This is a genomic window from Paenibacillus sp. DMB20 (assembly GCF_000987955.1).
Taxonomy (GTDB): domain Bacteria; phylum Bacillota; class Bacilli; order Paenibacillales; family Paenibacillaceae; genus Paenibacillus_AQ.
The window spans coordinates 62,634-85,136 of the sequence record NZ_LAZU01000037.1; the positions used below are offsets into that span (position 1 = coordinate 62,634).

Annotated in this window: 32 protein-coding genes; 4 read left to right on the top strand and 28 right to left on the bottom strand. The window is 49.2% G+C overall.

Going from position 1 to position 22,503, the window contains the following annotated elements; translation table 11 throughout:
* Positions 1-25: 25 nt before the first annotated feature.
* The 8 genes from XI25_RS20790 to XI25_RS20825 form a co-directional block, all read right to left on the bottom strand.
* Positions 26-1,021, bottom strand: coding sequence for a biotin--[acetyl-CoA-carboxylase] ligase (locus tag XI25_RS20790; protein WP_046680058.1), 996 nt, complete (start codon positions 1,019-1,021; stop codon positions 26-28).
* Positions 1,008-2,300: a CCA tRNA nucleotidyltransferase gene (locus tag XI25_RS20795; RefSeq protein WP_046680059.1), complete on the bottom strand. Its 1,293-nt coding sequence runs from the start codon at positions 2,298-2,300 to the stop codon at positions 1,008-1,010. Before XI25_RS20795 ends, XI25_RS20790 begins: the two co-directional genes overlap by 14 nt.
* Positions 2,301-2,354: 54 nt before the next feature.
* Complete coding sequence (gene bshA / locus XI25_RS20800; RefSeq protein WP_046680060.1) at positions 2,355-3,518, bottom strand: N-acetyl-alpha-D-glucosaminyl L-malate synthase BshA; 1,164 nt, start codon at positions 3,516-3,518, stop codon at positions 2,355-2,357.
* Positions 3,519-3,570: 52 nt separating this feature from the next.
* Complete coding sequence (gene bshB1 / locus XI25_RS20805; RefSeq protein WP_046680412.1) at positions 3,571-4,278, bottom strand: bacillithiol biosynthesis deacetylase BshB1; 708 nt, start codon at positions 4,276-4,278, stop codon at positions 3,571-3,573.
* A gap of 2 nt (positions 4,279-4,280) precedes the next feature.
* Entirely contained in the window at positions 4,281-4,703 is a 423-nt protein-coding gene (gene mgsA, locus XI25_RS20810; protein WP_200901458.1) for a methylglyoxal synthase, read from the bottom strand.
* A gap of 17 nt (positions 4,704-4,720) precedes the next feature.
* The gene (gene dapB, locus XI25_RS20815; RefSeq protein ID WP_046680061.1) at positions 4,721-5,524 is read right to left on the bottom strand and encodes a 4-hydroxy-tetrahydrodipicolinate reductase; all 804 of its coding nucleotides are present in this window, start codon (positions 5,522-5,524) and stop codon (positions 4,721-4,723) included.
* Positions 5,525-5,558: 34 nt separating this feature from the next.
* Positions 5,559-6,089: a tetratricopeptide repeat protein gene (locus XI25_RS20820; protein ID WP_046680062.1), complete on the bottom strand. Its 531-nt coding sequence runs from the start codon at positions 6,087-6,089 to the stop codon at positions 5,559-5,561.
* Positions 6,090-6,239: 150 nt separating this feature from the next.
* Positions 6,240-6,569, bottom strand: coding sequence for a nucleotide pyrophosphohydrolase (locus XI25_RS20825; RefSeq protein WP_046680063.1), 330 nt, complete (start codon positions 6,567-6,569; stop codon positions 6,240-6,242).
* Positions 6,570-6,849: 280 nt separating this feature from the next.
* Here XI25_RS20825 and XI25_RS20830 point away from each other — a divergent pair, with 280 nt between their 5' ends.
* Positions 6,850-7,719 carry a YitT family protein gene (locus tag XI25_RS20830; RefSeq protein ID WP_046680064.1) on the top strand — a complete coding sequence of 290 codons (870 nt, stop codon included), beginning with the start codon at positions 6,850-6,852 and terminating at the stop codon, positions 7,717-7,719.
* A gap of 44 nt (positions 7,720-7,763) precedes the next feature.
* Here XI25_RS20830 and XI25_RS20835 read toward each other — a convergent pair whose 3' ends face one another.
* The 13 genes from XI25_RS20835 to XI25_RS20895 form a co-directional block, all read right to left on the bottom strand.
* Entirely contained in the window at positions 7,764-8,621 is an 858-nt protein-coding gene (locus XI25_RS20835) for a sporulation protein YpjB (RefSeq protein WP_046680065.1), read from the bottom strand.
* Positions 8,622-8,677: 56 nt separating this feature from the next.
* Positions 8,678-9,316 (bottom strand): DUF1405 domain-containing protein, encoded by a 639-nt coding sequence (locus tag XI25_RS20840; protein WP_046680066.1) that lies wholly within the window; start codon positions 9,314-9,316, stop codon positions 8,678-8,680.
* Positions 9,317-9,424: 108 nt separating this feature from the next.
* Entirely contained in the window at positions 9,425-10,303 is an 879-nt protein-coding gene (locus tag XI25_RS20845) for a menaquinol-cytochrome c reductase cytochrome b/c subunit (RefSeq protein WP_046680067.1), read from the bottom strand.
* A gap of 19 nt (positions 10,304-10,322) precedes the next feature.
* Positions 10,323-10,994, bottom strand: a complete 672-nt coding sequence (gene qcrB / locus XI25_RS20850) for a menaquinol-cytochrome c reductase cytochrome b subunit (RefSeq protein ID WP_046680068.1) — start codon at positions 10,992-10,994, stop codon at positions 10,323-10,325.
* A gap of 15 nt (positions 10,995-11,009) precedes the next feature.
* Positions 11,010-11,555: a QcrA and Rieske domain-containing protein gene (locus XI25_RS20855; RefSeq protein ID WP_046680069.1), complete on the bottom strand. Its 546-nt coding sequence runs from the start codon at positions 11,553-11,555 to the stop codon at positions 11,010-11,012.
* Positions 11,556-11,729: 174 nt separating this feature from the next.
* The gene (locus XI25_RS20860; protein ID WP_046680070.1) at positions 11,730-12,161 is read right to left on the bottom strand and encodes a DUF2487 family protein; all 432 of its coding nucleotides are present in this window, start codon (positions 12,159-12,161) and stop codon (positions 11,730-11,732) included.
* A gap of 98 nt (positions 12,162-12,259) precedes the next feature.
* Positions 12,260-12,439, bottom strand: coding sequence for an IDEAL domain-containing protein (locus XI25_RS20865; RefSeq protein WP_046680071.1), 180 nt, complete (start codon positions 12,437-12,439; stop codon positions 12,260-12,262).
* 25 nt (positions 12,440-12,464) lie between these two features.
* Positions 12,465-12,971: a gamma carbonic anhydrase family protein gene (locus XI25_RS20870; protein ID WP_046680072.1), complete on the bottom strand. Its 507-nt coding sequence runs from the start codon at positions 12,969-12,971 to the stop codon at positions 12,465-12,467.
* Between the two features lie 57 nt (positions 12,972-13,028).
* Positions 13,029-14,159 carry a hypothetical protein gene (locus XI25_RS20875; RefSeq protein WP_046680073.1) on the bottom strand — a complete coding sequence of 377 codons (1,131 nt, stop codon included), beginning with the start codon at positions 14,157-14,159 and terminating at the stop codon, positions 13,029-13,031.
* A 314-nt stretch (positions 14,160-14,473) separates the two neighbouring features.
* Complete coding sequence (locus XI25_RS20880; RefSeq protein WP_046680414.1) at positions 14,474-15,064, bottom strand: histidine phosphatase family protein; 591 nt, start codon at positions 15,062-15,064, stop codon at positions 14,474-14,476.
* 125 nt (positions 15,065-15,189) lie between these two features.
* Positions 15,190-15,801, bottom strand: coding sequence for an anti-sigma factor (locus XI25_RS20885; RefSeq protein WP_046680074.1), 612 nt, complete (start codon positions 15,799-15,801; stop codon positions 15,190-15,192).
* The gene (locus XI25_RS20890; protein WP_046680075.1) at positions 15,798-16,391 is read right to left on the bottom strand and encodes an RNA polymerase sigma factor; all 594 of its coding nucleotides are present in this window, start codon (positions 16,389-16,391) and stop codon (positions 15,798-15,800) included. The genes XI25_RS20885 and XI25_RS20890 overlap by 4 nt, the downstream gene beginning before the upstream one ends.
* A 348-nt stretch (positions 16,392-16,739) precedes the next feature.
* On the bottom strand, positions 16,740-17,003 hold the full coding sequence (locus tag XI25_RS20895; RefSeq protein WP_046680076.1) for a hypothetical protein: 264 nt from the start codon (positions 17,001-17,003) through the stop codon (positions 16,740-16,742).
* Positions 17,004-17,023: 20 nt separating this feature from the next.
* Between XI25_RS20895 and XI25_RS32380 the strand changes: the two genes are divergently transcribed.
* The gene (locus tag XI25_RS32380; protein WP_235440048.1) at positions 17,024-17,323 is read left to right on the top strand and encodes a helix-turn-helix domain-containing protein; all 300 of its coding nucleotides are present in this window, start codon (positions 17,024-17,026) and stop codon (positions 17,321-17,323) included.
* 285 nt (positions 17,324-17,608) lie between these two features.
* Positions 17,609-17,806 (top strand): YqaE/Pmp3 family membrane protein, encoded by a 198-nt coding sequence (locus XI25_RS20900; RefSeq protein WP_046680077.1) that lies wholly within the window; start codon positions 17,609-17,611, stop codon positions 17,804-17,806.
* Positions 17,807-18,225: 419 nt separating this feature from the next.
* On the opposite strand, the gene XI25_RS20910 is transcribed toward XI25_RS20900, so the two are convergent.
* Complete coding sequence (locus tag XI25_RS20910; protein WP_046680079.1) at positions 18,226-18,447, bottom strand: helix-turn-helix domain-containing protein; 222 nt, start codon at positions 18,445-18,447, stop codon at positions 18,226-18,228.
* A 131-nt stretch (positions 18,448-18,578) separates the two neighbouring features.
* Between XI25_RS20910 and XI25_RS20915 the strand changes: the two genes are divergently transcribed.
* Positions 18,579-18,791 carry a hypothetical protein gene (locus tag XI25_RS20915; RefSeq protein WP_046680080.1) on the top strand — a complete coding sequence of 71 codons (213 nt, stop codon included), beginning with the start codon at positions 18,579-18,581 and terminating at the stop codon, positions 18,789-18,791.
* A gap of 22 nt (positions 18,792-18,813) precedes the next feature.
* On the opposite strand, the gene XI25_RS33455 is transcribed toward XI25_RS20915, so the two are convergent.
* From XI25_RS33455 to XI25_RS35115, 6 genes are all read right to left on the bottom strand, one after another.
* Positions 18,814-18,969 carry a hypothetical protein gene (locus XI25_RS33455; protein WP_160308940.1) on the bottom strand — a complete coding sequence of 52 codons (156 nt, stop codon included), beginning with the start codon at positions 18,967-18,969 and terminating at the stop codon, positions 18,814-18,816.
* Positions 18,970-19,175: 206 nt separating this feature from the next.
* Positions 19,176-19,796, bottom strand: coding sequence for a glycoside hydrolase family protein (locus XI25_RS35110; protein ID WP_082112475.1), 621 nt, complete (start codon positions 19,794-19,796; stop codon positions 19,176-19,178).
* A complete protein-coding gene (locus XI25_RS20925; RefSeq protein ID WP_046680081.1) occupies positions 19,793-20,224 on the bottom strand; it encodes a phage holin family protein in 432 nt (143 codons plus the stop codon). Before XI25_RS20925 ends, XI25_RS35110 begins: the two co-directional genes overlap by 4 nt.
* Before the next feature lie 80 nt (positions 20,225-20,304).
* Complete coding sequence (locus XI25_RS33780; protein WP_200901459.1) at positions 20,305-20,445, bottom strand: hypothetical protein; 141 nt, start codon at positions 20,443-20,445, stop codon at positions 20,305-20,307.
* A gap of 21 nt (positions 20,446-20,466) precedes the next feature.
* Positions 20,467-20,847 carry a hypothetical protein gene (locus tag XI25_RS20930; protein ID WP_046680082.1) on the bottom strand — a complete coding sequence of 127 codons (381 nt, stop codon included), beginning with the start codon at positions 20,845-20,847 and terminating at the stop codon, positions 20,467-20,469.
* A gap of 15 nt (positions 20,848-20,862) precedes the next feature.
* On the bottom strand, positions 20,863-22,503 hold the full coding sequence (locus XI25_RS35115; protein WP_052759698.1) for a phage tail-collar fiber domain-containing protein: 1,641 nt from the start codon (positions 22,501-22,503) through the stop codon (positions 20,863-20,865).

Consider the following 22,503-nt stretch of genomic DNA (forward strand, 5'->3'; position numbering starts at 1 on the left):
ATAACAAATCCGGATGTTTTTTTCACTATTTTTCATTGGCCGGTTTCAGGCGGATATCGCCCGAGAAGACGGGAACAAGCTCTCCCGCGTCGGTTCTGACGAGCAGCGCGCCCGATGGATGAAGCCCCTCAGCGGTTCCGCTCAGCACGCCTCCGGCAGAATGGACGCTTACCGCCCGGTTCATCGTTATCGATGAGGTTTCCCACAGCGAAGCGATCAGCTGGAAGCCTTCTTCGTTATATAGTCCGTACAAGGACTCCATTTCATGCAGTATGGAAATAATCAAATCATTCCTGTTCACGGAAGAGCCAAGGGCTGTCTTCAGCGAAGTGGCAATGGGTCTGAGCTCGTCCGGATAATCCTCATCCTTCAGATTGACGCTGATTCCGATTCCCGCGATGCAGTACCGGACCATGTCGTCTTCCGTGGCGGATTCCAGCAGGATGCCGCACACTTTCTTCCCGTCCACCAAAAGGTCATTCGGCCATTTAATGCCGGCTTCAATGCCGGTCGTTTTCAGAATCGCCCTCCGAATGGCCACGCCGGCAAGAAGCGTAAGCTGCTGAGCTAAATGCACAGGCTGTTTGGGCCTTAGGATCAGGCTCATCCATATGCCTTTGCCGTAGGGAGAAAAAAAAGCTTTTCCCATTCGTCCCCGGCCCCCGGTCTGCTCTTCGGCCAATACCACGGTCCCCTCAGGCGCACCCTGTTCAGCCAAAAGCCGTGCATCCTCCTGGGTGGAGACCGTCGAATGCAAGACCTTAATCTGCCGGCCGAAATACCCTCCTTGGATACCTTCAGCCAGCTTAGCGGGATCGATGGGGGCAGGCTGCTCCGTCATGCGGTAGCCGAGCCTCGGAAGGGCTTCAAATTCATAACCGGCCCCGCGCAGCTTGTTGATCTGCTTCCATACGGCGGTCCGGCTGATGGATAATCTCTTGCTGATTTCTTCGCCGGACAAAAATTTTCCCGGCTGCTCCAGGAACATATCCAGCAACGCATAATTCTTACCTGACTTCATTATTCATCACCCGCTTTGCTTCTTCGATCAAAACCTGTTTGTCGTTAACCAAAAAACCGGCAGCGCACTGTAAGAGAAGATGATTCAGGACTTCGCCAACCCAGGGTCCTCCGCGCCGGTCCATGACTTTCAGCAGCTCATTGCCGGACACGCCGAGATCCTTCAATTCCCTGACCTCCATCTCCCGAAGCCATTTCCGGGCCTCATCGACCTGAAACGTCTGCGCTGGACTGTCTACCGGCGAAATCGCCTCCTGCATCAGCAGCCAATTCTCGGCAGCGTCGGCTCCTCGCTCAATAACCAGCCTTACCCATGCCAGCCGGTCGGCTTCCGGATCGCGTCCCCGTTCTTCGCCAAACCAGGTTTCCTGAAATGCGAGAAGTCCCAAAATCAGCTCTCTGCGGCGATTTGAAAACGTCCACTCCCTCAGGAGCATATCGGCTTCCGCGGCCTTGATCCCGCACCCGAACAGCAGGAGGGCCCACCGGATGTCTAATCGTTCGGACGGCACCTCGGGAATGGCTTGCATGATTGCCTGTTCATGCCCCTTGTACGGAAAAGGTATCTTCATCCGGGAGTGCAGGCCGCTCCCTTTCAGAAGCTCCAGCCCCCGGAGCGGATCCGGGCCGGACATCATCTTGTCCAGTTCGCTCCGGATACGCTCCATGGCGACCCATGACAACGTATCCCGTTCCTCCAGCATACCCGTCCAGGTAGCTTTTGCGATCGAAAAACCAAACACGGATGCAAACCGGATACACCGGACCATCCGGAGGGCGTCTTCCCGAAAACGGAGTCTCGCTTCCCCCACGCAACGAATCAGCCGGAGATCGATATCTTTTCTCCCGTCGAACGGATCAACCCATGTTCCGTCGATTCCGAGCGCCATGGCATTCATCGTAAAATCGCGCCGCCGCAAATCCTCTTCAATCTCCCGTACAAAGGTAACCCGGCTCGGCCGGCGGTGATCCTCGTATCCTTCTTCCACCCGATAGGTGGTCACCTCGAAAGGCTGGCCGTTCATCATGACCGTCACGGTTCCATGCTTTATTCCGGTCGGGATCACCCGTTCGAAAATAGAGGAGGTCGCTTCAGGAAGAGCGGAGGTGGTAATGTCCATGTCACTGACGTTTCTGCCCATGTACTCATCACGGACGCAGCCGCCCACCCAGTAGGCCTCGTACCCGTTTTCCAGCAGAATTCGGATGACTTCCGCGCTTCCTGCCGCCATGGCAGGGTCAGCGTATTTCCATTTGATATCCTGTCGATGTTCCGCCATTTTGGTCTTTCGTTCCTCCTGTCCGAAAAAACGGCGAGAAGCCGTGCCGGAATCCTATTTGTGCAACGGATTCGGCTCCTTCGCTTCCCGCCCCAATACTCGGTAATAAATTTGTTCGTACTTGCTGCGTATTCTTTCGTTGCAAAACAAGGTTCTGGACCTGTGCAGACAGGCTTCCCTGAGTCTGCCGCTAAGTTTCTCATCTTTCAAAATATCAATAACGTACTCCGCCATTTTCGCACTGTTTCCGATCGGTGCCAAGAATCCGGTTTCTCCATGGGTAATCAGCTCGGGAATTCCGCCGGCTATGGATCCTACGGTTGGAACGCCGCAAGCCATGGCTTCCAGAGCGACCAGACCGAAGCTTTCCTTTTCGGAAGGAAGCAAAAGCACGTCCGCCATGGAGATGACATGGGCGATTTCATCCTGTTTTCCGAGAAAATGAACCCGGTCACTCAATCCAAGTTCCCGGATCCGGCATTGGATTTTGGGAAGATCCGGGCCTTCGCCCACCAGAAGGAGTTTCGAAGGCACCTCCGCGTTCACCCGAGCAAAAATATCAACCACGTCCCCGACCCGTTTCACCGGGCGGAAATTGGAAATATGCATAAGGACCCGTTCCCCCGGTTCAGCGAAGTCCCGCCGTAAAGCAGCGGAATCGCGCGGGTAATATACCCGGTGGTCCACGAAATTATAGGTTAGGTCAATATCGCGGCTAATATCCAGAACCTCCCGGGTTTCCCGGATCAGATCCTCCGATACGGCCGTGACCGCATCGCTTTCATTGATGGCGAGGCGGATCAAGTCCTTCAGGGACTCGTCCTGGGCGAGTACCGTGATGTCGGTTCCATGAAGCGTCGTAACCACTTTGAGCTGATCCCCGACCATCTGCTTGGCCAAAAAAGCGCACACCGCATGGGGAACCGCATAATGCACGTGCAGAACGTCAAGCTGCTGCATGTTGGCGACCTGGGCCATCTTTGTGGCAAGCGACAAGTCGTACGGCGGATAACGGAATACGTAATAATCATTGACTTCCACTTCATGGTAGTAGATGTTTTTATGGAAAGTACCCAGCCGGAACGGAATGCTGTGCGCAATAAAGTGAACCTGATGGCCCTGTTCCGCAAGCAGCTTTCCGAGCTCCGTGGCGACCACGCCCGAACCTCCGAGAGAAGGATAGCAGGTTATGCCGATTTTTAACGGCTGTTCATTCATAGGAGGCCTCCTTCGTTTCTCTGTGTGAGGATATTCCAAGTCTGATGACATATTATGCCTCATTCGTTCCGAATAGATGAACGACATACGGGGTTTTGGATGCAAAACCTTCGGCGTAAGGGATGAATTGGCGCTGTCCCAACAGGGCGTCCCTGGCGCGTACGCGTTCGATATAACCTTCCGTAAGAGGCGTCACGACGGAATCTTTATCCGTTTTTTCAAATTGCGACCTGTAGCAGGAGAGCGCCTCCACCTTTTTATCATAGTAAGGAGACACGTCAACGATGACATCCGCTTTGGCCAGATCATTAATAAAATAAAAATACAGCTCGTCCACCCTAACCGGGGGCAAAGCGGGCATGTAACGACGCAGTTTGGCATTAAATACCGCCTCCTCCACCAGCCTGCTGCAGGCTACGTGGTCCGGATGGCGGTCCTCCCAATATGGAGCGAACACGACGGATGGCGAATATTTTCGGATTTCTGCCGTTACGGTTTCAATATTCCCGGGTGTTGCGAATAATCCTCGGTCTGGCAGGCCCAGATTGCTCCTGACGGCCAATCCCATAACCCGTGCGGCCTCCTCTGCCTCCCGCTTTCTTAGCTCAACGGTCCCGTTGGAGGACATTTCCGCTTCCGTCAAATCGCAGATCCCCACGGAAAGTCCTGCGGCCGTATGTTTCAGGATCGTACCGGCCATGCCGATTTCCGCATCATCCGCATGGGCTCCGAAAATGAGGATATCCAGTTTATTGCCCATGCTCACTGATCAATCCCCGGCTTATACTTGTCCACCAGTTCTCTCCATGCAAGGTCCCCCCGGTCCAGCGCCTTAACCAGAATCTCGGCTGTAGCCACATTCGTCGCAAGGGGAATCCCCTGAACGTCGCAGAGACGCAGCAGCGCGTTGATATCCGGTTCATGGGGCTGCGCCATGAGCGGGTCCCGCAGGAAAATGATCAGATCCATCTCGTTTTTCGCCACCAGCGCGCCGATTTGCTGATCACCGCCAAGCGGGCCGGACATAAAACGGTGGATTTTCAAATCCGTCTGCTCCATAATCCGCATGCCCGTTGTTCCCGTAGAGTAAAGCTGATGTCCTTCAAAAACTTTTTCATAGGCGATTACAAAGTTGACCATTTCCTCTTTTTTGCGGTCATGTGCTATAAATGCAATATTCATCATGGTCTTTCCCTCTTTCTCTATTCGATGAAATGATCGAAGCCGTAAATCATGCCCGTGTAACCCATTACTTTTTCAATGGCCATCTTGACGCCCGGCATGTAACCCGCACGCTCATAGGAATCATGCCTGATTTTCAGGCTTTGACCGTAACCTCCGAAAATCACTTCCTGCTGGGCAAAAACTCCCGGAAGACGCACGCTGTGAATCCGGAAACCGTTGTAATACGCGCCCCGCGCTCCCTCAATGATCTCTTCTTCCTTCGGATTTCCCTGCCGCAGCTCTTCCCTGTTCGCCGCAATCATTTCCGCCGTCTTGATGGACGTCCCGGAAGGGGCATCCAGCTTCTGGTCCCCGTGAGTCTCGATGATTTCGACGTGAGGCAGGTATTTCGCGGCCTGAGCCGCAAATTTCATCATCAATATCGCGCCGATGGAAAAGTTGGGAGCAATCAGGCCGCCGATGCCACGGCTTTTGCACTGCTTGTCCAAATCTTCGATTTGTTCCGGGGTGAAGCCCGTCGTGCCGATAACCGGACGAACCCCGTATTTTACCGCCAGAGTCGTATTGCCATAAGCCGACTGGGGATTCGTAAAATCAACCATTACGTCCGGTTTGCTTTCCACGAGCGCCATTTCCAGATCGGATGTAACCGGAATGCCGCAGGGCGGCAGAGCAACCAGCGTTCCGGCATCCGTTCCGCTGTCGCTCAGGCCAACCGCAGAGACCAGCTCCAGATCCGCATCTTGGAGCACCAGCTTTACAACTTCTTTACCCATTCGGCCGCCTGCTCCAACGACCGCAATCCGTATAGGTTTTGCCATAGGAATCCCTCCGTGTTTATCGTTTAATCTGTTTTTATGAATCCAGAATATATGATTTCAAACGTCTCTTGAGTTCTTCCATTAAATGCTGCAGACCGCTCTCCTGAGGATACAGCCCTATGACTTCCTTCAGGGTTGATATGGCGAGCGGATGTTCATTCAATTCACTGTATACCAGCGCAAGCCAAACATAGGCTTCCGAATACAGCGGATCCATGGCAATGGCCGATTTCAACAGTCCTGCCGCCTGGTACAATTCCGCCCGTAAAGCGGGATTTTTGCTCTCCACCAGCTTTTTCGCTTGTTGGACGAGCTCCAGCGATTTCAAATGCTGAAGATGAAGTTGATACTCCGGCTTATCGGGCTGGAGCGCGATGGCTTCCTTGGCATGGAGAATGGCCTGATCCAATTTACCGCTGCGGCCATAGGTGATGGAGCAGCGGTAATGAACCTCGGCATCGCCCGGGTTGGCTTTTATGGCGGCCTCAAACCAACGGAGCGCTTCCTCAAAATCATTTTGCAAAATACAACGGTATGCGTTTTGAATATTGTGATCCCGTTTCACTGGCTGTCCCTCCCCCGCAGACGGGTTTTGGTACAGCATATGTATTCATGGCCTTAAAGTGCGTGTTTAATAAGTCCGATTTTCAGCACCGAGAAGATGGGATGAAGCTAGGGACGGCAAAAGCGGTGCGCAGGCAAAACCAACGCACCTCTAATCGGCATTCAATTTCGTCCAGCGGTCGGCATCACGAGTATTGAATTTATGCATCACCTTGTCATGGGCTTCCGCCAGATCGATCCCCAGGGAATTGGCAAAACAAATCGTTATGAACAGAATATCGCCAAGTTCCAATTCAATGGAATTGTCCGCCTCATCCGGTTTTTTCGGTTTTTCGCCGAACCTGTGGTTTACTTCCCGGGCCAACTCGCCAACTTCCTCCGACATCCGTGCCATCATGGACAAAGGGCTGAAATAGCCTTCTTTAAACTGCGATATATATCGGTCGACTTCCTTCTGCATATCTGCCATGGATTTTCCCAAGACCGTCACCCCTTTCGTGCAAGTTGAAACGACTTTCGAATAACCCGAAACGTTTTAAACCTATGTTATCGTAAAGCCGATTTGAAAACAAATATTTTTTATTAGCCAAAAGGAAACGCGCCATCGTCCTTTCCCGCAGGACGCCGGCGTTTTCGGAATAAATGCAAGCCAAGTTAAAAATGGTGCTTTTTTATATTTGAAAAAAAGGTATATACTAGTAAGGGAATTGGAACAAGCATACATAACTATATCTTTATTTTGAATAATGCGGGGGATTTGATTGAAAACATCCAAACTCGTGAATCAGCTGAAAATCGTAATACCCATTATGATTGGCACGGCCATCTATGCGTTCGGCCTCCTCTATTTCATTATTCCGAACGAGCTGATGGAAGGCGGGGTAACCGGCGTTACCGTGCTGCTGAATTACGCTTTCTCCATTCCGCCCTCCCTATCTACCTTACTGTTGAATATTCCGCTGTTCTTGCTCGGATTGAAGGTATTGGGCGGAAGGCAATCGATTTATACGGGAATCGGGATCGGCTCTTTGACCTTATTTTTATGGTTATTCGAAAAAATGATCGCTCTGGGATGGATCCTGCCATTTAAAACGGAACATGATTATATTCTGGCCTCGCTTTATGCGGGCGTCACGCTTGGGGCAGGACTCGGCGTAGTGTTCCGCTTTGGGGGAACCACCGGCGGTTCCGACATCATCGCCCGGATATTCAACCGCAAATTCGGATACAGCATGGGCCAGGTCATTTTGGCATTGGACATTATCATCATCGGTTTATCCTTGCTGTACATCCCGCTTGAAAAAATCCTTTATACGCTCGTAACCGTATTTATTGCGTCCAAAGTGATCGATTTCATTCAGGAAGGCGCCTATGCGGCTAAAGCTTTTACGATCATCAGCGACTTTGCGCCCGAAATCGCGGACCGGATCAACGTCGAGATGGATCGTGGGGTCACCCTGATCCCCGCAATCGGCGTTTATTCCAAGCAGGCCAAGCATATGGCCTACTGCGTCGTTTCGAGGCAAGAGATCCGCCGGTTGAACGAGATTGCCAAGTCGGTAGATCCAAGAGCTTTTATTATCATCAACGACGTTACCGATGTCCACGGCGAAGGATTTAAAGAAGACTAGTCCGTCAAATGACGGACTAGTCTTCTTTTTCCCCTCTCATCCCCTTATAAACGCTTCGGAAAAAGCGGATCGAACCGGTTTTTATGACCCTGGTATTTACGATAGCCGACAAAGGTTAGCGCCGAGAGGATAAATGCAGCGAACAGAAGCTGCCACATCCACGGTCCGCGAACCTCGCCCAGGGGAGCCAACGCGGGTTCATCTTTCTTTTTTCCGAACAGCAGATTGACGATTGTCTCACCCTGCGGCGTTATCCTCCGTATCTCGGCGGGCTCGTTCCTGGATACTGCCCCGCCGGCGTATGACAGCCAAGATTCGATCATCGTCACCTCTTCGGGCTTGCGTACAATGATCAGCGATGGTCGAATCAGCTCATAGTGCTCCTGGAGGCCGGAAAACGCCTTTTCCATCCCCGCCCGATCCTGTTTGGCCGCACTCTGGTCCAACAACTGGATATCCTCCCGGACTACTTTGTAATACTGCAGCCATATGCCGTCTTTGGGGTGCGCCAAGCTGTCCGCAGCAAGTCGAAGCTTGCCAGCGGCGATCATCCACGGTTTCGGATCCAATTGCATTCTTGCCGCTGCTTCTTTCATTTCGATGATACTTTCGGCCAGAGCATGAACTCCTTCCACGCCCGTTAAGCCTTGAAACGAAGATGTTTCAAATAAACGCTCTATCCTTCTGAGCGATTCGTTGGCCGCCTGCGTGTTTCCTTCCTCCACGAACCGGTATAAGGACTCCGCTTCGCGGTTCAAAGCTTTTGCCTGAATTTCAGCCGCAGGGGAAGCCCCCTTCTTGCCTTGATCCGAATATCCCCAGGCCGTCTTTGTATCGCAAATTCCGAATATCAGCAAGAAAGCGGAAAAGCCGGCCAATAGTTTAAATAGTCTCCGTAACATGGGACATCCCTCCTACCCTATTGTATGGCGGAAGGGACGTGCCTAGAACCGCTTGACTAAATGCCGCTTTTAGGCGGAGAGCTTCGTTTTACGGCTATCCAGGCCGCCAGCCAGCTGAACAGCGTCAGCCCGTAAGTAAAGGCCTCTACCGCAGGAAGATCGTCATCAAGCTGTGACGGCAGCCATGGAAATACGCCGAAGGTATAGTCAACCGTATCGTTCAGCAAGGTCCATGCGGCCGCCGAGGTTAGCGCCGTCCAGCGAATGTGAAAAAGCTTCACATAGATCAAAGCTTCCACCGCCATGGCCGTATGGGACGCAACGAGCATCCAATCCTGCCAGATCATTTCGCTGCCTTGCCACGCCCCCGCGAAAATCATGGCGCACGCCCATATCCCGTATTTCACCGACGTTACGACCGCCATGGCTTCGATAAACTGCTGAAAGAACATCCCGCCCAACCGTTTCGGGGGGAACAGCAGCATAAACAGCGCTATCGTAAAAAACAAGCTTGCCGTAGGACTGTCCGGCACAAAAGGCAGCTGCCACCAGGGATTTCGTTCCGCGGTAAACTGCAGTTGATCGCCGTACCAGATATAACCGTAAACGGTTCCCAAAGCATTGCTGATCAGCAAAAACCACAGGACAAAACGCTTGCTTAAAAACTCACGGCTCCATAAATATGTAACTGACAACCCGTATCCTCCTGTCCATCTGCGCATTCATCCAAGATACAGACATTACTTCTTTCAATAATCCTGAAAAAAACCTGACCGTAGAAAACGATCAGGTTCTTCATTATTTTACTCTGCAGTTTTCTGGCTGGCAAGCCATTCCGCCAATTGATCGAGTTCTTTCTCCGTGACGCCCGCGGCAATTGCCGGATCTTTCATCGGCGGCATGCCGCCTCTGCCGTTAGCGATAATATCCGCAATGGCAGCTTTATCCAGTTTGTCGCCTACGCCACGCAACGAAGGCGCACCCTGCCCTTTCATATCTGCCGCATGGCAGGAAATGCAAGTTGCCTTTTTGTAGGTTTCCATGGCTGGATTGTCTTTGTCCACAATCGCGACCTCTTCGGACTCAGGCTGCTTGGCATTGGAAGTCGGCAGCCCTTGCGCATGCTTCTCTGCAGCTTCCTCTTCGCGCTGGATATGCTCCGGCTTCTGTCCCGAGGCTTTCAATTCATGCTGGTAATGCGTCCAAGCCGAATTGGTCAGGTAAATAATCGCGAGAAGAGAAAGGAACATAAGCGAAGATGCGATCGGACGCTTATAGAATCGTCTTTCTTTCCCCGTATCCAGGAATGGAGCCAAGAGCAGCGCACCGAATGCGATACCGGTAACACCGATCGTGCCGAGTACGACATAATCTCCGGAAGCATATGGAAGCTTCAAGTACTCGTACAGAAACAGGAAGTACCAGTCCGGCATCGGAATTACGGATGCGCCCGGATCGGCAGGATAGCCAAGCGGCGCGGGTTCCGAGATGGTCAATACAAGGAATCCTACCAGTACGACGACCCCTACCATCCATTCCTTCAAAAGGAAGTACGGGATAAACGCCTCCGACTTGCCCGGATAGGCTGTAACGTCGGGAGGAGTGACGAAACCTTCGCCTTTTTTGATGCGGGAATCCCCGACGTAAACTACTTTTTCATCAGATTTGTGACCGTGTGCCATGAATATGCCTCCCTTCTTCTTATAGTGGTCCGGAAATACCCTGTTTACGGATCATGATAAAGTGCCCTACCAGGAGGGTGAGCAGCACTGCCGGAAGGAAGAACACGTGAATGGCAAAGAAACGGGTTAACGTTTCGGCACCTACGATGGTACCGCCCTGAAGCAGTTCCTTGATGATCGGTCCGAGCCAAGGCACGGAGTTTGCAATCTCCAGTGTAACCTTTGTCGCGAAGTATGCCTTGTTATCCCATGGAAGCAGGTAGCCCGTCAGGCCAAGACCCAGCATGACAAAGAAAATAAGCATTCCCACGACCCAGTTCATTTCGCGAGGAGCCTTGTATGACCCCGTGAAGAACACACGCATCGTATGTAGGAACATCATAACGATGACCAAGCTTGCTCCCCAGTGGTGCATACCGCGGACGATTTGGCCAAAAGCCACTTTGGTCTGCAAATATTCCACACTGGCGTAAGCGTTTATAATATCCGGTACATAATACATAGTCAGGAACATGCCCGACAAGATCTGGATTACAGTTATAAAAAACGTCAAGCCGCCGAAACAATACACAAACGCGGAGAAATGGTGCGCGGGGTTAACGTGCTCCGGAACCTCGTGGTCCGCAACGTCTCTCCAGATCGGCGTGATATCGAGACGCTCGTCAATCCAGTTGTAGACATTCTTCAACATCCGAATCTACGCCTCCTATTTCGCTACGTTATTCGGCACGATTTCGCCGAGGTAAATCCAGCCGTTCTCCTCTTTAATGGTGTACATGTCGAGAGGTTTAGGCGCTACGGCAAGGTTTTTGCCGTCCGGCGTATAACGCGCTCCGTGACATGGACAATGGTACTCGTCCGGATAGTTCTTGTTGTTATTCCAGCCGACCAGGCAGCCCAAGTGCTTGCAGATCGGAGAAAGCGCAAGAATTTTCCCTTCATCCGTTTTACGGATCCAGGCCGTAAGAGAAGCTGTGCTGTTATACCAGCCGTCCTGCTGTTTCAGCTCAAAATGGAACTCTTGCGGTTCATTTGTAATCTTACTTACTTCGGCTACCTTTACAAAAGCACCTTCATCTTTCTTTTGAAGGATTGGATCAACGGCAAACCGGAGCATCGGTATGACTACACCACCCGCCATATAAGCTGTGGCACCGCCCAACGTGTAAGTTAGAAACTGTCTGCGGGACATCTCTTTGCGCCGGGGTGGTTTGTGCGACTCTTCATGCTCGTCATTGTGGTTGTGGCTCATTCTGTGTTCAACCCCCTTTGTCAACCGTTCTAAGTGTTTTCAATGATTAAAATCACACGACTTACTAGGACATAATTATAATATATTAGGCACCCCGGACCGTCAAGAATATCGAACCCATATTTGGCTGCGCTTCCAGCAAACCAACATGAAATTGTCGGTTTTTCGTCACAATTAGGACCCTGGTTTTTTATTCCATAAATTCCCGATCAATCCTGCCACAGCCTCTTTCACGGACTCGGTCCCGGAAGCCGCAATCTCAGGCAGGGAAAGGACTAATGCGCTTTCAGGAACATCCTCTCCCGTAAGCTTGCAATCGGCCGTCATGACGATGGCATAAGCAAACCCCGTAGATTTGACTTTGTGACAAATTTCGTTTAAAAGCCGGACGGAAGCTTGTCCTCCATACTGCATAGCCGGATACGTGACCACCCGGCCTTTGAAAGGTATTTCTACATAATCCAAAAAATCGCGAAGCCGTTCAAGCGCCATCGTCGCTTCCCAAGGCGTTTCGGCTCCGGTCATTCCCGTATACGGGATCAGGCACGTATCGAAGTACGGCTGAAGTTCAGGCCAAGTCTTTTCATCCACTTCACTGAATTTCATGCTTTACATCCTTTCTATGTTAACAATCTCACAATTTCTACATTATACGATCAGTCACCCGAATTAGGCAAAAAAAGAAGAAATGCCGGAGCATTTCTTCAATTTAATGTTCTCAGTTCATCCGTCAGGTTTCGGAAAGCCACCTCGTCGCCCGATGCCAGGGCCTCGTCGATCTCCTTGTAAAGCTCCTCGCTCCGATGCTTTCGCAAAGCCTCGTCCCATACCATTTCTGCTGCCAGACTCAACATCACTTCGTAAGTAACCTTCATCTTATCCATTAGGATGCACCTCCAAACGAAAATTTTAAAATTGCCTGTATTCTTTTCCTTTCTCCACGTAACTCTCCATCGTTCGCTTCATCCGAAGCAGGTCCTCTTCCGTCAATTCGCGAATGACTTTGGCGGGTGTGCCGAGAGAAAGCGTGTAGGGCGGAACCACCTTGTTCTCCGTTACAATCGATCCCGCGCCGATTAAAGCGTATTCACCAATACTCGCACCGTTCAGGACGATGGCGCCCATGCCGATCAGAGAGCCCTTGCCGATCGTGCAGCCGTGAATGATGGCCGAATGGCCGACAGACACTTCATCCTCCACGATTAAAGGTTGGTCCGTGTTGACGTGGCCGACGACTCCGTCCTGTATGCTGCATCTCTCCCCAATGACGATCGGGGCCAGATCACCTCTCAGCACCGTGTTAAACCAAACGGTCGAATTCATTCCGACGGTCACATCCCCAATGATCTTGGCTCCGTCGGCAACAAATACGGACGGATGAACGGACGGCCAAATACCCTTGTACTCAAAATTCATCTGCGGATCACCCCTTCAATTTGTGGGAGTGATTGTAGCAACTTATGCCTTGTTCTGTCAATCCGTCGAAGGGTCGGAATCGCTGATATGTAGACACGTTTCGGCGGTTTTCTGTCCGAGCGCCGTCATGCGGACCACGGTACCGGACTCCCCGCTTTCCCCGATTCGCAGCATTCCGAAGTGCATCAGCATCCGGATGACCCGCTGCTCCAAAATCATTTGAGGAGTGTCGTAATAAAACGGACGAATCAACCAGCCCAGCGATTCCTGAAGGGAAGCCATCGTCACCCAGTCCTTCGCACACTGACCGATCCAGTAAACGAGGGAGGACAAGTTAGGAACGGCTCCTTTATAAAGTCTTAACCAAAAGCGGAATATCTGTATCACGCTAACTTGATTTCCTTCTGCAAGAAATTCCTCTCCGCGTTCAGTCAGAACGAGCCGGTTGCCGCTTTCCTTGAGCCATTGGCGGGCATATGCATAATCGTACAGGAGAGCGAATCGGTCAGGATATTCCGCACAGGAACGGCCATAGCCAAATCTCCAGGTTCCTTTGCTAATCAAGGGTTCAGAGACATAAAGCGAACCGATCAGCTGCTGTTGGTAACGGCGGTACATAAACCCTTCCGGATTCAGCTCGATATCATGACCTTGTACGAATTTCAGCAAAACAAGCATATCCTCTGCGGCGAGCCCTTGCTCGTCCCTGTAAACCTCCGGCTCGACTGCACGCTGTACGTTTGCCGAAAGCTTGGTCCTCAGCACGTTACGGAACCGATCCTTCAGATCCGCGGGAACGTGAAAGGTATATTTTGTAGACTGGGTAAAGCCGTTGAACAACCACCCGCTCCTGCGATACCTTGCCACGGCTTCCCTTGGATTTTCCCGAAGTTCGGTTAAATCCGCCTTCTCTGTCCCCTCATCCCCGAAAGAATGCCGGATGACTGCCGTCAAATCCTCCAGGCTGTATCCCCTGCGGGTATCGAATGCAAGACTGTTCAAAAACCGGAGATCCCCCGCAGTCAGCTGCCCTACTTGCTCCTCGAAAAAATCCCTTCGGCCCATTTTGACAAGGATGCTTTGGATCAATTCGTGCTTTGAGTTTCGCTTGCAGTCGCATTGATAGTGGCTGGCGATGTTGCTCAGCTGCCCAATGTCCGCATATGTTAGCATATCCGCTAGATTCATACTTGCATCGTCCTTACCGTTTTACTTCCATTATGGGAACGTTCCATCGGTTTAATACATGCGTCAATCGTGATGTTGTCCACATTTTTAACGGAAATGGGCCCCGCTAAACATAACCGGCCAAACTTTTTTTCGCAAACTTAATCGTAGAGACGAATTCCCTCAAATTTAATAGTTAAGATAGCAAACGGTTGAGCCGGCAGTAAGCCGATTAAGCTGAAATGATATGTTTCTCGCATAGAAATAGAAAAAGGCCCTCCGGGGCCTTTCCTTAAACCTTGTATATCCTTTCAAAACAAAAACGGATTCTTCTGTCAATGCTGTTTTTCTTCCATTAGATGTCTCGTACAGTTAAACAACAGCGGAATCCAATCGATATCCTTTTTCTCCAATATCGTCAGAGACAAGTTCCCGATTCGTTCAACCACTTGATCTTTATATAAAGAACCGTAAAGCTGGGCCAAGAACCCTCCATGGCTCACGACAAGCATATTCTTGTCCGGATATTTGAACCACATTTCTTCCATAAAAGCCATTCCTCTTACCTGCAGATCCAGGTCCTTTTCCTGACCCAGGTCCAGCTGCTTCCAATCCTTCCCATACCGGGTTTCCCGCTCATCCGCAGTCAATCCTTCCACTAAGCCGTAAGCACGTTCACGCAGGCGGATATCGGGCTCCAACATGGGGATGTTTAGGATGGAAGCCAGGATCGAGCCCGTCTCCTCGGCTCTGGACAATCCGCTGGTGATTATATAGTCCCAGCGGTAAGGTTCATTTTTCAGCCGCTCTCCAAGCATTTTGGCCTGAAGCCTTCCTTCGTCATTCAGCGGAATATCGGTCTGACCCTGAATCTTCCCTACAGCATTCCAATCCGTCAACCCATGACGCACGAAACCGATCAGCAAAATTCCCGCCCCCTTTATAATGAAGATATGAAAAACGTCTTTCGAAGTATATTTTACGCAGACAGAACGCATCTAAATGTAATTTTCCTGCGATTGATTAAGAATGGCTCAGCTCTCCTGAAAATTCATTTAAACCGCCTGGAAGCTTTATTCAGTCTCATCAGGAATAAGAGTGCCAGTCCCACTCCGAGAACGGAGAGAACCATCCAATATTGGGGCTGGCTCGGATCCATCCCAACGACCAACGGATCGATAATGCCGCTGCCGGGCTGGGGAATGTTGTAATGCAGCCCGTCGGTTGCCGCCTGTCCGTTTCCAGCCACACCGGTAGGCAATATACCTGTAGCGGGAGCTTCAGGCTGTGTTCCTTTAGTATTGCCTCTCACTGCGAAATATAAGAAGCTGCTGCCAAATAAGGCGGCAAATCCGGATATCCACAAAATCAACCGTTTGCGAAACATTCGGCCAACCGCCCGGCCCTTCTCGTTTTCTTCAACGAGCCAGGGAAAGTCGCGGTAAATGCGGTCCATCACATTCCGGTTAATCGCTTCGGCGCGGACATCCGGAGGATCGACCCGCAGCTCATGAACCATATTCATGCTGTCTTCCCACATTTCATACTCCATTGCGCAAGAAGGGCATGTCTCGATATGTTGTTTCAAGCTTACGTGCTTCGGATCATTGTCCGGGAGATTCCATACACGTTCCATCAGCTCTTGGGCTTCCTCGCAGTTCATCTGGTGCTCATCCCTTCAATATTCGAGTAGACCGGCTCTGAAAAGTAGGGTTCAAGCTGAATTTTTACACTGGAGCGCGCACGAAACAAAAGAGACTTCACAGAACTCACGGTTTGTCCCAAGATATCCGCGATTTCCTGATAATCGAGCTGATCATATTCGCGTAAAATAAGGGCCGAGCGTTGTTTTTCCGGTAAATTGTTGATCGCATCCCTGACCAAGCTCACCCGTTCGCTTCTCAGGATCGCCTGCTCCGGAACTATTTCCGGGGGCGCGACAGGAACGATGCCGCTTTCCTCCAGCGGAAGGGTACCGCTGCGCTGTTTACGAAGTTCGCTCAATACCGTATTGCGGGCAATGGTATATAGCCATGTCGAAAACGAAGCATCGACCTCCCGAAACGAATGCAGGCTGCGAAAGGCTTTGTAAAAGGTTTCCGAGCATAGATCCTCCGCAAGCAACTCCATATTGGAACTTTTTAACATATGGTAGACAAAAGCTAATATTTTTCGTTGGTACCTCCGCATCAGTTCGGAGTACAACTCCACGTTTCCTTGCTTGATTTCATAAATTAACTGGGAATCGGTCATAAGTTTTGTGTTCCTCCCTCGCCATCCGTGTGGACTTCCTTGTTTGCATCTCTGTTTGTTTTTAACGAACAAGGATTCACAAAGCTGCCGTAAAACCATATATCTTACGCTGCAAATTGTCTGACTATTCTATGTATTTGGCAATTTCCCCAAATCTTCTACACTAGTTTCCTATCATTGTAGCATATTTTGGTGAAAAGTTCAGGTTTGATAGATTTATCGGATATTCCGCATCGATTTGTAAGGGCATACAAATAAAAAAAACCGCCTTCCTCTTGGAAGACGGCCGCACAAATGTGCAATGTATTTGGATAGGAGTGGAGACTCCTATCCTTAAAGTGTGTTTTTTTATGTTAAATCCCTTATCTCTTTGCTTAATTTCAGGGCATCTTTGAACCCATAATTGTAAGCAGTATATAATGAAGAGTTTTTTTGAAGAAACACATCCTCTAGTTTATTCAAATCCTCCATTACATGATAAGGAACATGCTTTCTTAGTTTATTAAGGGCCTCATAAAACTGATCATAAAATTCCTTGTTCTCGTCCTCACAAATTCTAACAACTTCCCAAACCCTTTTTTCTTTAGCGGGTTCTATCCATTCAATCAACATGTTACCCCTCCTGATCATCTGTGTTGTTTACTGATAATTTTCATCATGGTACAATTTACCGATGTAACACTGTCCTTTTGAAAGGAGAAAACCATTTGAAACGCGTCTCCAGGGGGAGATGCTTGCTTTCTTATCTACTCGCAGCTAGAGGAATCAATCAGTCTGAGTATGCATTGAGGTCTGGACGATCCCAGCGCATGATTTCACATTTCTGCAACAACGAAAGAGTAATGCTGCCTGAAGATATGTATACTGCATCAAGAATACTGAATTGCAGAATGGAAGATCTCTACGAGTGGATAGAGCAAGATGCGGATTAATCCGCGCCCTCTGATGAGATTAGAACATTTTGTTCTAAAAAGGAAATTTATGCCTTGATTGTACTATTGGATGATGATGAAGTCTGTCGATTTTTGTCATGTTCGCTTTGGTAATTTATTGATTTTAATTACATTTGTTACATTTATTATCTTTAATTTCATAAAAAGATGATTCCTTAATCACAAGTTGGTAACTTACTTACGAAGTAATCGTACTTATTTATAGAAAATTATTCCTAGTTCTGTTAGACTAATCTCAAACAATCAATAAAGGAGAAAATCACTATGCGGTATCTTCTTTGCCTTATCCCCCCACTTGCCATCCTGTCCTGTGGAAAGCCTGGACAATTTCTATTAAACATTATCCTTACTCTTTGCGCTTATGTTCCAGGGGTTATTCACGCCATCCTCGTCGTAAATAACTATAAAGCTGACAAGCGGAATGAAAAATTAATCCAAGCAATCCAAAACAGCAAACAATAAATGATGGGCCTGCCGAACCGGCAGGCTTTTAAATTTCCAAACGTTTGGGATTATTAATACTCCGTCCAATACTTTATATTATTCCGCTTTGGCGGTGACTTCTCTAGAACCTCATTTTTGATGATCTCGATCCCCTCTGTTGTCCCCTTATCCGGCCACTCAATATATCCGTGTTGCTCTAGGTATTCTAGGCTCCCCTGTATTTCCGACTTTCTGCGCCCTGTCATGGTCTCCAACAGTTTAAAATCAGGTGCGCGAGCGCTATGAATTGGACTGGGGTAATTGATTAGGATTCGGAGCAATTTACGTTCGCGATCCGGTAACATATGTATAACCCCCTCGTAATTAATAGAATGGACATCCATTTCCATTATATGCGAACATACGTTCTTTTATCAACGTTAAAAAACTGCCTGGCATTACACCTCGGCAGTTCCTTGGTCCACATACTCTATTAGTTCAGACACGTCTTTCAAATCCAAGACTTCCATAATCTTCTCTAAATTCTCAACGGTCCAACGTTTGGACCGGTTCTCCATCATATCATCAATACTATTCCATCGGATTCCCGTTGCCTCGCTGAGCTGCTTGGGATTCCAGCGTTTCTCGAACATCACTTCTCTTAGCTTTAGCCGTAACATTTCAATCACCTCACACCCATAATACAACACTTAACGTTTATATTCAACTCTTAATATTAATTAATTCAACGTTTTGTGTTGACTATTAACATTAAACGTTGTATAATTAAATCAGAAAGGAGGTGAGCAAGATGGATAAAGTGTTACTGGAAGCTTTTGAAAAGCTCCAAAAACGAGAACACCTCCTAAGAGTGACCCGCGACCAGATGGGACTGGGACGGATCACCAAGGAGGAGTTCAAAAGTCGTGAGGAACAGATACTTGGACGGTATGACCTCACGGATGCAGAACAGCGGGCGTATGACCTGCACCACCGCATGACGCAGCATAAGCGTCGCGGATAAGTTTCAGGGAGAGGGGCCGAGATCAGGCCCCTCTTTTTTTACGCCGCCGTACTTGTTTTAAATTAAACGAATCATAATCATTTATCAACTGGTCAAACTGTTCAGAAGTAAGATAGACCAGAGGTATCAAAACGTTGTCCTGTACGGCGTAGTCGAGATACTGGATTTTCTTAGACACCAGATTTCCCTCCTTGCTCAGGATCAGTTTCCATTATTATATATCAACTGGTGACATAAATAAACTTTCGGATAAACAAAAAAGGACCCCACTAGCCTAAGCCAGTGAGGTCCTTTGCTCTTAATCCAACGTGACATATATAGAGGGAGAGTGAATGTGTTTTGGGGAAACATCACTCAATATGAGTATAGCCGTTCAACAATGATTTATACCTTCGTTTCGAGTGTGGCTGTCTTGGTCCCCTTATCCCATCCAATCTTTGCACCAAGCGCCTCACCTACTTCCCGGAGAGGTACATATGTTACTCCGTTCTCCAGTTTACCATCCTTGATCTTTTTCCCGTTCACAGTGACATTCACTTTTTCTGCTGGGCCTTCCTTCTTAATATCCTGCTTGTTGAATAATGCCAACTCTGCCTCCCGGCGCCGCACCAATCCGGTCAGCACCTTGCCGCCTGCCTTGTTATATTTCGTGATATTTTCGGCTATTTGTACGATTGTCCGGTTGGCGCACAACTTTTTAAGGTTGCCAGCTCCACAGTTATAACAAAAGCTTACCAATGCATCAAACTGATTCTGATTGAGTTGTGATGTGACTGGCACATATGTAGGATTGTTTACATACGCTTCATACTTAGCCAAGTCCTTAATCAGCATAGAGTCCGCTTCTGCCTGTGTGATGGTCATCCCCTGTTTAACATCAGGGCCATGATGCCCCCACCCTATGGTCCAGTAGATTTCCGTAGGGACAGGCTTGTACGCGGTTAACCGGCAACCTTCAAAATTTTTGATAAGCTTGAGTCCTGCTTGCGATATTTTACGGTTCATTCCTTACCAACTCCTTTATCGTTATTGCCGCCCTTACCCTTTAGAACTTCAACCGCTTGCTGGATTACTGGTGGAATAGGTGCTCCCAACTTGCCGCCGTTTTCGATTATGGATAACAGTTCATTGGCGATATAGAAATAAGCCACAGTATCCCGGAATAAATGACTGTCACCCAGCACACCATCCACTAAGTGGCCGACCGCGACCATAGCAAAGATAAAGACCTTTCGAGCGATTCCGACCATACCAACCTTGCTTTTCAGTTCTCCTGAAGCAGCTGCAGCCGCACAACCTGACACAAAATCGATAACAACAAATACCAACAACACAGCCAGAACCCCGGACCATCCACCGTAAAAAAAGGTTGCTGCACTCGTACAAACAGCTCCAAGCCATTTAATAACTAAATCGAATCTTTCCACTCTCATTCCCCCTAATGGTTATAAAAATAGCCCCCGGACCACCCAGGGGCATAAAAAAGACACGTTCACATTTTGTGACGTGTCGGTTATGCTGTTACACCATTGACCAATTCAGTTACAACTTCTTTCAGATTGGAGAGCCGTGGGACCTGCTCAAGTGTATATTGACCAGTCAAAACGGCACCATACCAAATTTTTACGAGTCCGCTGTCCTTAGTAAATGTCATGGATATCACCTCCCTTCATTATCATTGTGGTGCGGCCATCATCATCGTAAGTTCCAAAACAGCCTGCTCTAATTGCTTCACCTTTTCAGTTAATGGCGGCTGCGGTGTTGGCGGCGGATCTTGTGGGCTGTTTGGGTCGGTGTAGATAAACTCCAATTTAAGACTTTCCGGATTAACACGTGCTAATGATCCTTCGTTAAAATCCTGGGCGTACTGTCCAGGTTCAAGCTTAATAATTCCGACACTTTCAGGATCACGTTCCATCAGCTTTACAACATAGTTGAAAGGATTACGGTTTTTTTCATATTCTGGGTCAGGATGGTGTACCTCCCCTGTATCGTGTAAGACTTCGCCGTTTATCTTGTCGAAGTAAATCCAGCGACCAAAAACATACAATTCCATATGAACTGCCCCTCCTTAATATCCCCATGCTTCCCATTTGACATTTTGTAGATCGGTGTATTGTGCGTAATTTGAAATGGTCATGTTTTGAGCTGCCGAAGCTCCTGCTCCAAATGACAGATCGGGGGCATTCGATGAAAGTGTTCCACCGCCTCCCTGTGGTGTGTTTAATGCTGCGATAGAAGCCCTTTGACCACTTCCAGAGTAGGTCCCGAAAACCAATACCACAGCAGGAGCAAAACCACAATCGAAGGATGCGCTAGTATTACGCCATAACGAGCCTATGCTTCCGGTTGCATACTTTTTCCCCTCGATCAGTGTCCCGATCAATCCTGCAACATTAACCCCGGCTCGTAGGTTATTCGCAGTCAGTCCGGGTACAGCCGCCGTCACCCAAGTTGACCCGTTAAAATAACCGTTTGGCGGTCGGATGAAGAACCGATCCCCGGCCCAAACCGTTGAGTCAAGTCCAGGCATATGTTCGTTTTCGGCGCTACGGTTCGGCATCTGGCCAGTCAAAAACTGACCATTCACATACGCCGTTTTTCCTTTGACAATATCGGCGGGCGCCGCTGGCGATAGGGTTATTCGTGTATCAACAACATTAGCATCGCCCTTCATTCCGAACAGCGTTCGGTCGCCTCTGATTGAACTTGGTACGAAATACGGATCGGATGCATACGCCGTTCTCGTAGGGCCCCAATAGCCCGTCGGCACTTGTACGATTATCTTCCCGAGTTGTGATGTGTAAGGTGCATCCTGCCCACCTTCTTGGATGGGTATCTCTCCCGGCACTACTCCGTTTTCTGTACCGATAGTGTAACCCTCTAGGACATGCCAAGCCTGTGCGGTTCCATATTCCCCCCCTTCACCCTGTAAGATAAAAGCCGTTCCGTCATAAACCAACGTATAAACCCCGTTTGCTTTGAAGCTCGCTGCACTGCCATTTGCCTTAAGCGCTGCTTTAGCCCCCAAACCATCAAAGTTAAATGTTGGTGATCCCGTGCTGGCAACATTCGACTTGACGACAACCCTTTGGAACGCCTTCAACGTTGTGAGCGCCGGTGATAATGCAGCCGTGTATACGGTGTTTCCATTAACCACGGTGCCTGTTGCCTGACCTGATGGAGTCTCTGCCGCTAAAACCTTTTGATCAGTATATTTTTTTGACTCTGTCAGGGCCTCTGCTACATCATCTGGAGTGGCAAAGATCAGTGAACTGTTTATCACAGCCGATACATTCTGCGCCTGACCAAACGTGACGATCATGTCGATTGTTTTCTCAATGATGTCCGCCGTGCCTGCTGGGGGGATATACTCGGCTCCACTACCTGAATTTCCATATGCATAGAGGATTTCTCCTTCGTCCGGATCTTGAGCAAATATGCCGAGCTCCCGAAAGTAAAATCCTGTTGTTACGTCCTGATTGGATAAAACAGCCCCCACTATCGCCTGGGCCGGAAGCTGCGGCTTCAGCCGAGTAATCGGGAGGGACATTGTTTCGTGAATTAATTTGTTTAATGAGGGGATCGACTGGCCTCCAAGCTGGCCGTCACCGACCCCCATCCGCGTAAATTTAAGTAATGTGCCTGCCTCTGCTTTCGCTTGTAAGTTCCTGCCTTTGTTAGTTTGAATAAATCCGCCAAAAGCGCCCAT

Excerpts from the sequence above, each read along its gene's own strand:
- XI25_RS20790 (WP_046680058.1), bottom strand. The coding sequence starts at position 1,021 with ATGAAGTCAGGTAAGAATTATGCGTTGCTGGATATGTTCCTGGAGCAG.
- XI25_RS20795 (WP_046680059.1), bottom strand. The coding sequence starts at position 2,300 with ATGGCGGAACATCGACAGGATATCAAATGGAAATACGCTGACCCTGCC.
- bshA (WP_046680060.1), bottom strand. The coding sequence starts at position 3,518 with ATGAATGAACAGCCGTTAAAAATCGGCATAACCTGCTATCCTTCTCTC.
- bshB1 (WP_046680412.1), bottom strand. The coding sequence starts at position 4,278 with ATGGGCAATAAACTGGATATCCTCATTTTCGGAGCCCATGCGGATGAT.
- mgsA (WP_200901458.1), bottom strand. The coding sequence starts at position 4,703 with ATGATGAATATTGCATTTATAGCACATGACCGCAAAAAAGAGGAAATG.
- dapB (WP_046680061.1), bottom strand. The coding sequence starts at position 5,524 with ATGGCAAAACCTATACGGATTGCGGTCGTTGGAGCAGGCGGCCGAATG.
- XI25_RS20835 (WP_046680065.1), bottom strand. The coding sequence starts at position 8,621 with ATGTTACGGAGACTATTTAAACTATTGGCCGGCTTTTCCGCTTTCTTG.
- XI25_RS20845 (WP_046680067.1), bottom strand. The coding sequence starts at position 10,303 with ATGGCACACGGTCACAAATCTGATGAAAAAGTAGTTTACGTCGGGGAT.
- qcrB (WP_046680068.1), bottom strand. The coding sequence starts at position 10,994 with ATGTTGAAGAATGTCTACAACTGGATTGACGAGCGTCTCGATATCACG.
- XI25_RS20855 (WP_046680069.1), bottom strand. The coding sequence starts at position 11,555 with ATGAGCCACAACCACAATGACGAGCATGAAGAGTCGCACAAACCACCC.
- XI25_RS20860 (WP_046680070.1), bottom strand. The coding sequence starts at position 12,161 with ATGAAATTCAGTGAAGTGGATGAAAAGACTTGGCCTGAACTTCAGCCG.
- XI25_RS20865 (WP_046680071.1), bottom strand. The coding sequence starts at position 12,439 with ATGGATAAGATGAAGGTTACTTACGAAGTGATGTTGAGTCTGGCAGCA.
- XI25_RS20870 (WP_046680072.1), bottom strand. The coding sequence starts at position 12,971 with ATGAATTTTGAGTACAAGGGTATTTGGCCGTCCGTTCATCCGTCCGTA.
- XI25_RS20875 (WP_046680073.1), bottom strand. The coding sequence starts at position 14,159 with ATGAATCTAGCGGATATGCTAACATATGCGGACATTGGGCAGCTGAGC.
- XI25_RS20885 (WP_046680074.1), bottom strand. The coding sequence starts at position 15,801 with ATGAACTGCGAGGAAGCCCAAGAGCTGATGGAACGTGTATGGAATCTC.
- XI25_RS20890 (WP_046680075.1), bottom strand. The coding sequence starts at position 16,391 with ATGACCGATTCCCAGTTAATTTATGAAATCAAGCAAGGAAACGTGGAG.
- XI25_RS20895 (WP_046680076.1), bottom strand. The coding sequence starts at position 17,003 with ATGTTGATTGAATGGATAGAACCCGCTAAAGAAAAAAGGGTTTGGGAA.
- XI25_RS20900 (WP_046680077.1), top strand. The coding sequence starts at position 17,609 with ATGCGGTATCTTCTTTGCCTTATCCCCCCACTTGCCATCCTGTCCTGT.
- XI25_RS20910 (WP_046680079.1), bottom strand. The coding sequence starts at position 18,447 with ATGTTACGGCTAAAGCTAAGAGAAGTGATGTTCGAGAAACGCTGGAAT.
- XI25_RS20915 (WP_046680080.1), top strand. The coding sequence starts at position 18,579 with ATGGATAAAGTGTTACTGGAAGCTTTTGAAAAGCTCCAAAAACGAGAA.
- XI25_RS35110 (WP_082112475.1), bottom strand. The coding sequence starts at position 19,796 with ATGAACCGTAAAATATCGCAAGCAGGACTCAAGCTTATCAAAAATTTT.
- XI25_RS20925 (WP_046680081.1), bottom strand. The coding sequence starts at position 20,224 with ATGAGAGTGGAAAGATTCGATTTAGTTATTAAATGGCTTGGAGCTGTT.
- XI25_RS33780 (WP_200901459.1), bottom strand. The coding sequence starts at position 20,445 with ATGACATTTACTAAGGACAGCGGACTCGTAAAAATTTGGTATGGTGCC.
- XI25_RS20930 (WP_046680082.1), bottom strand. The coding sequence starts at position 20,847 with ATGGAATTGTATGTTTTTGGTCGCTGGATTTACTTCGACAAGATAAAC.
- XI25_RS35115 (WP_052759698.1), bottom strand. The coding sequence starts at position 22,503 with ATGGGCGCTTTTGGCGGATTTATTCAAACTAACAAAGGCAGGAACTTA.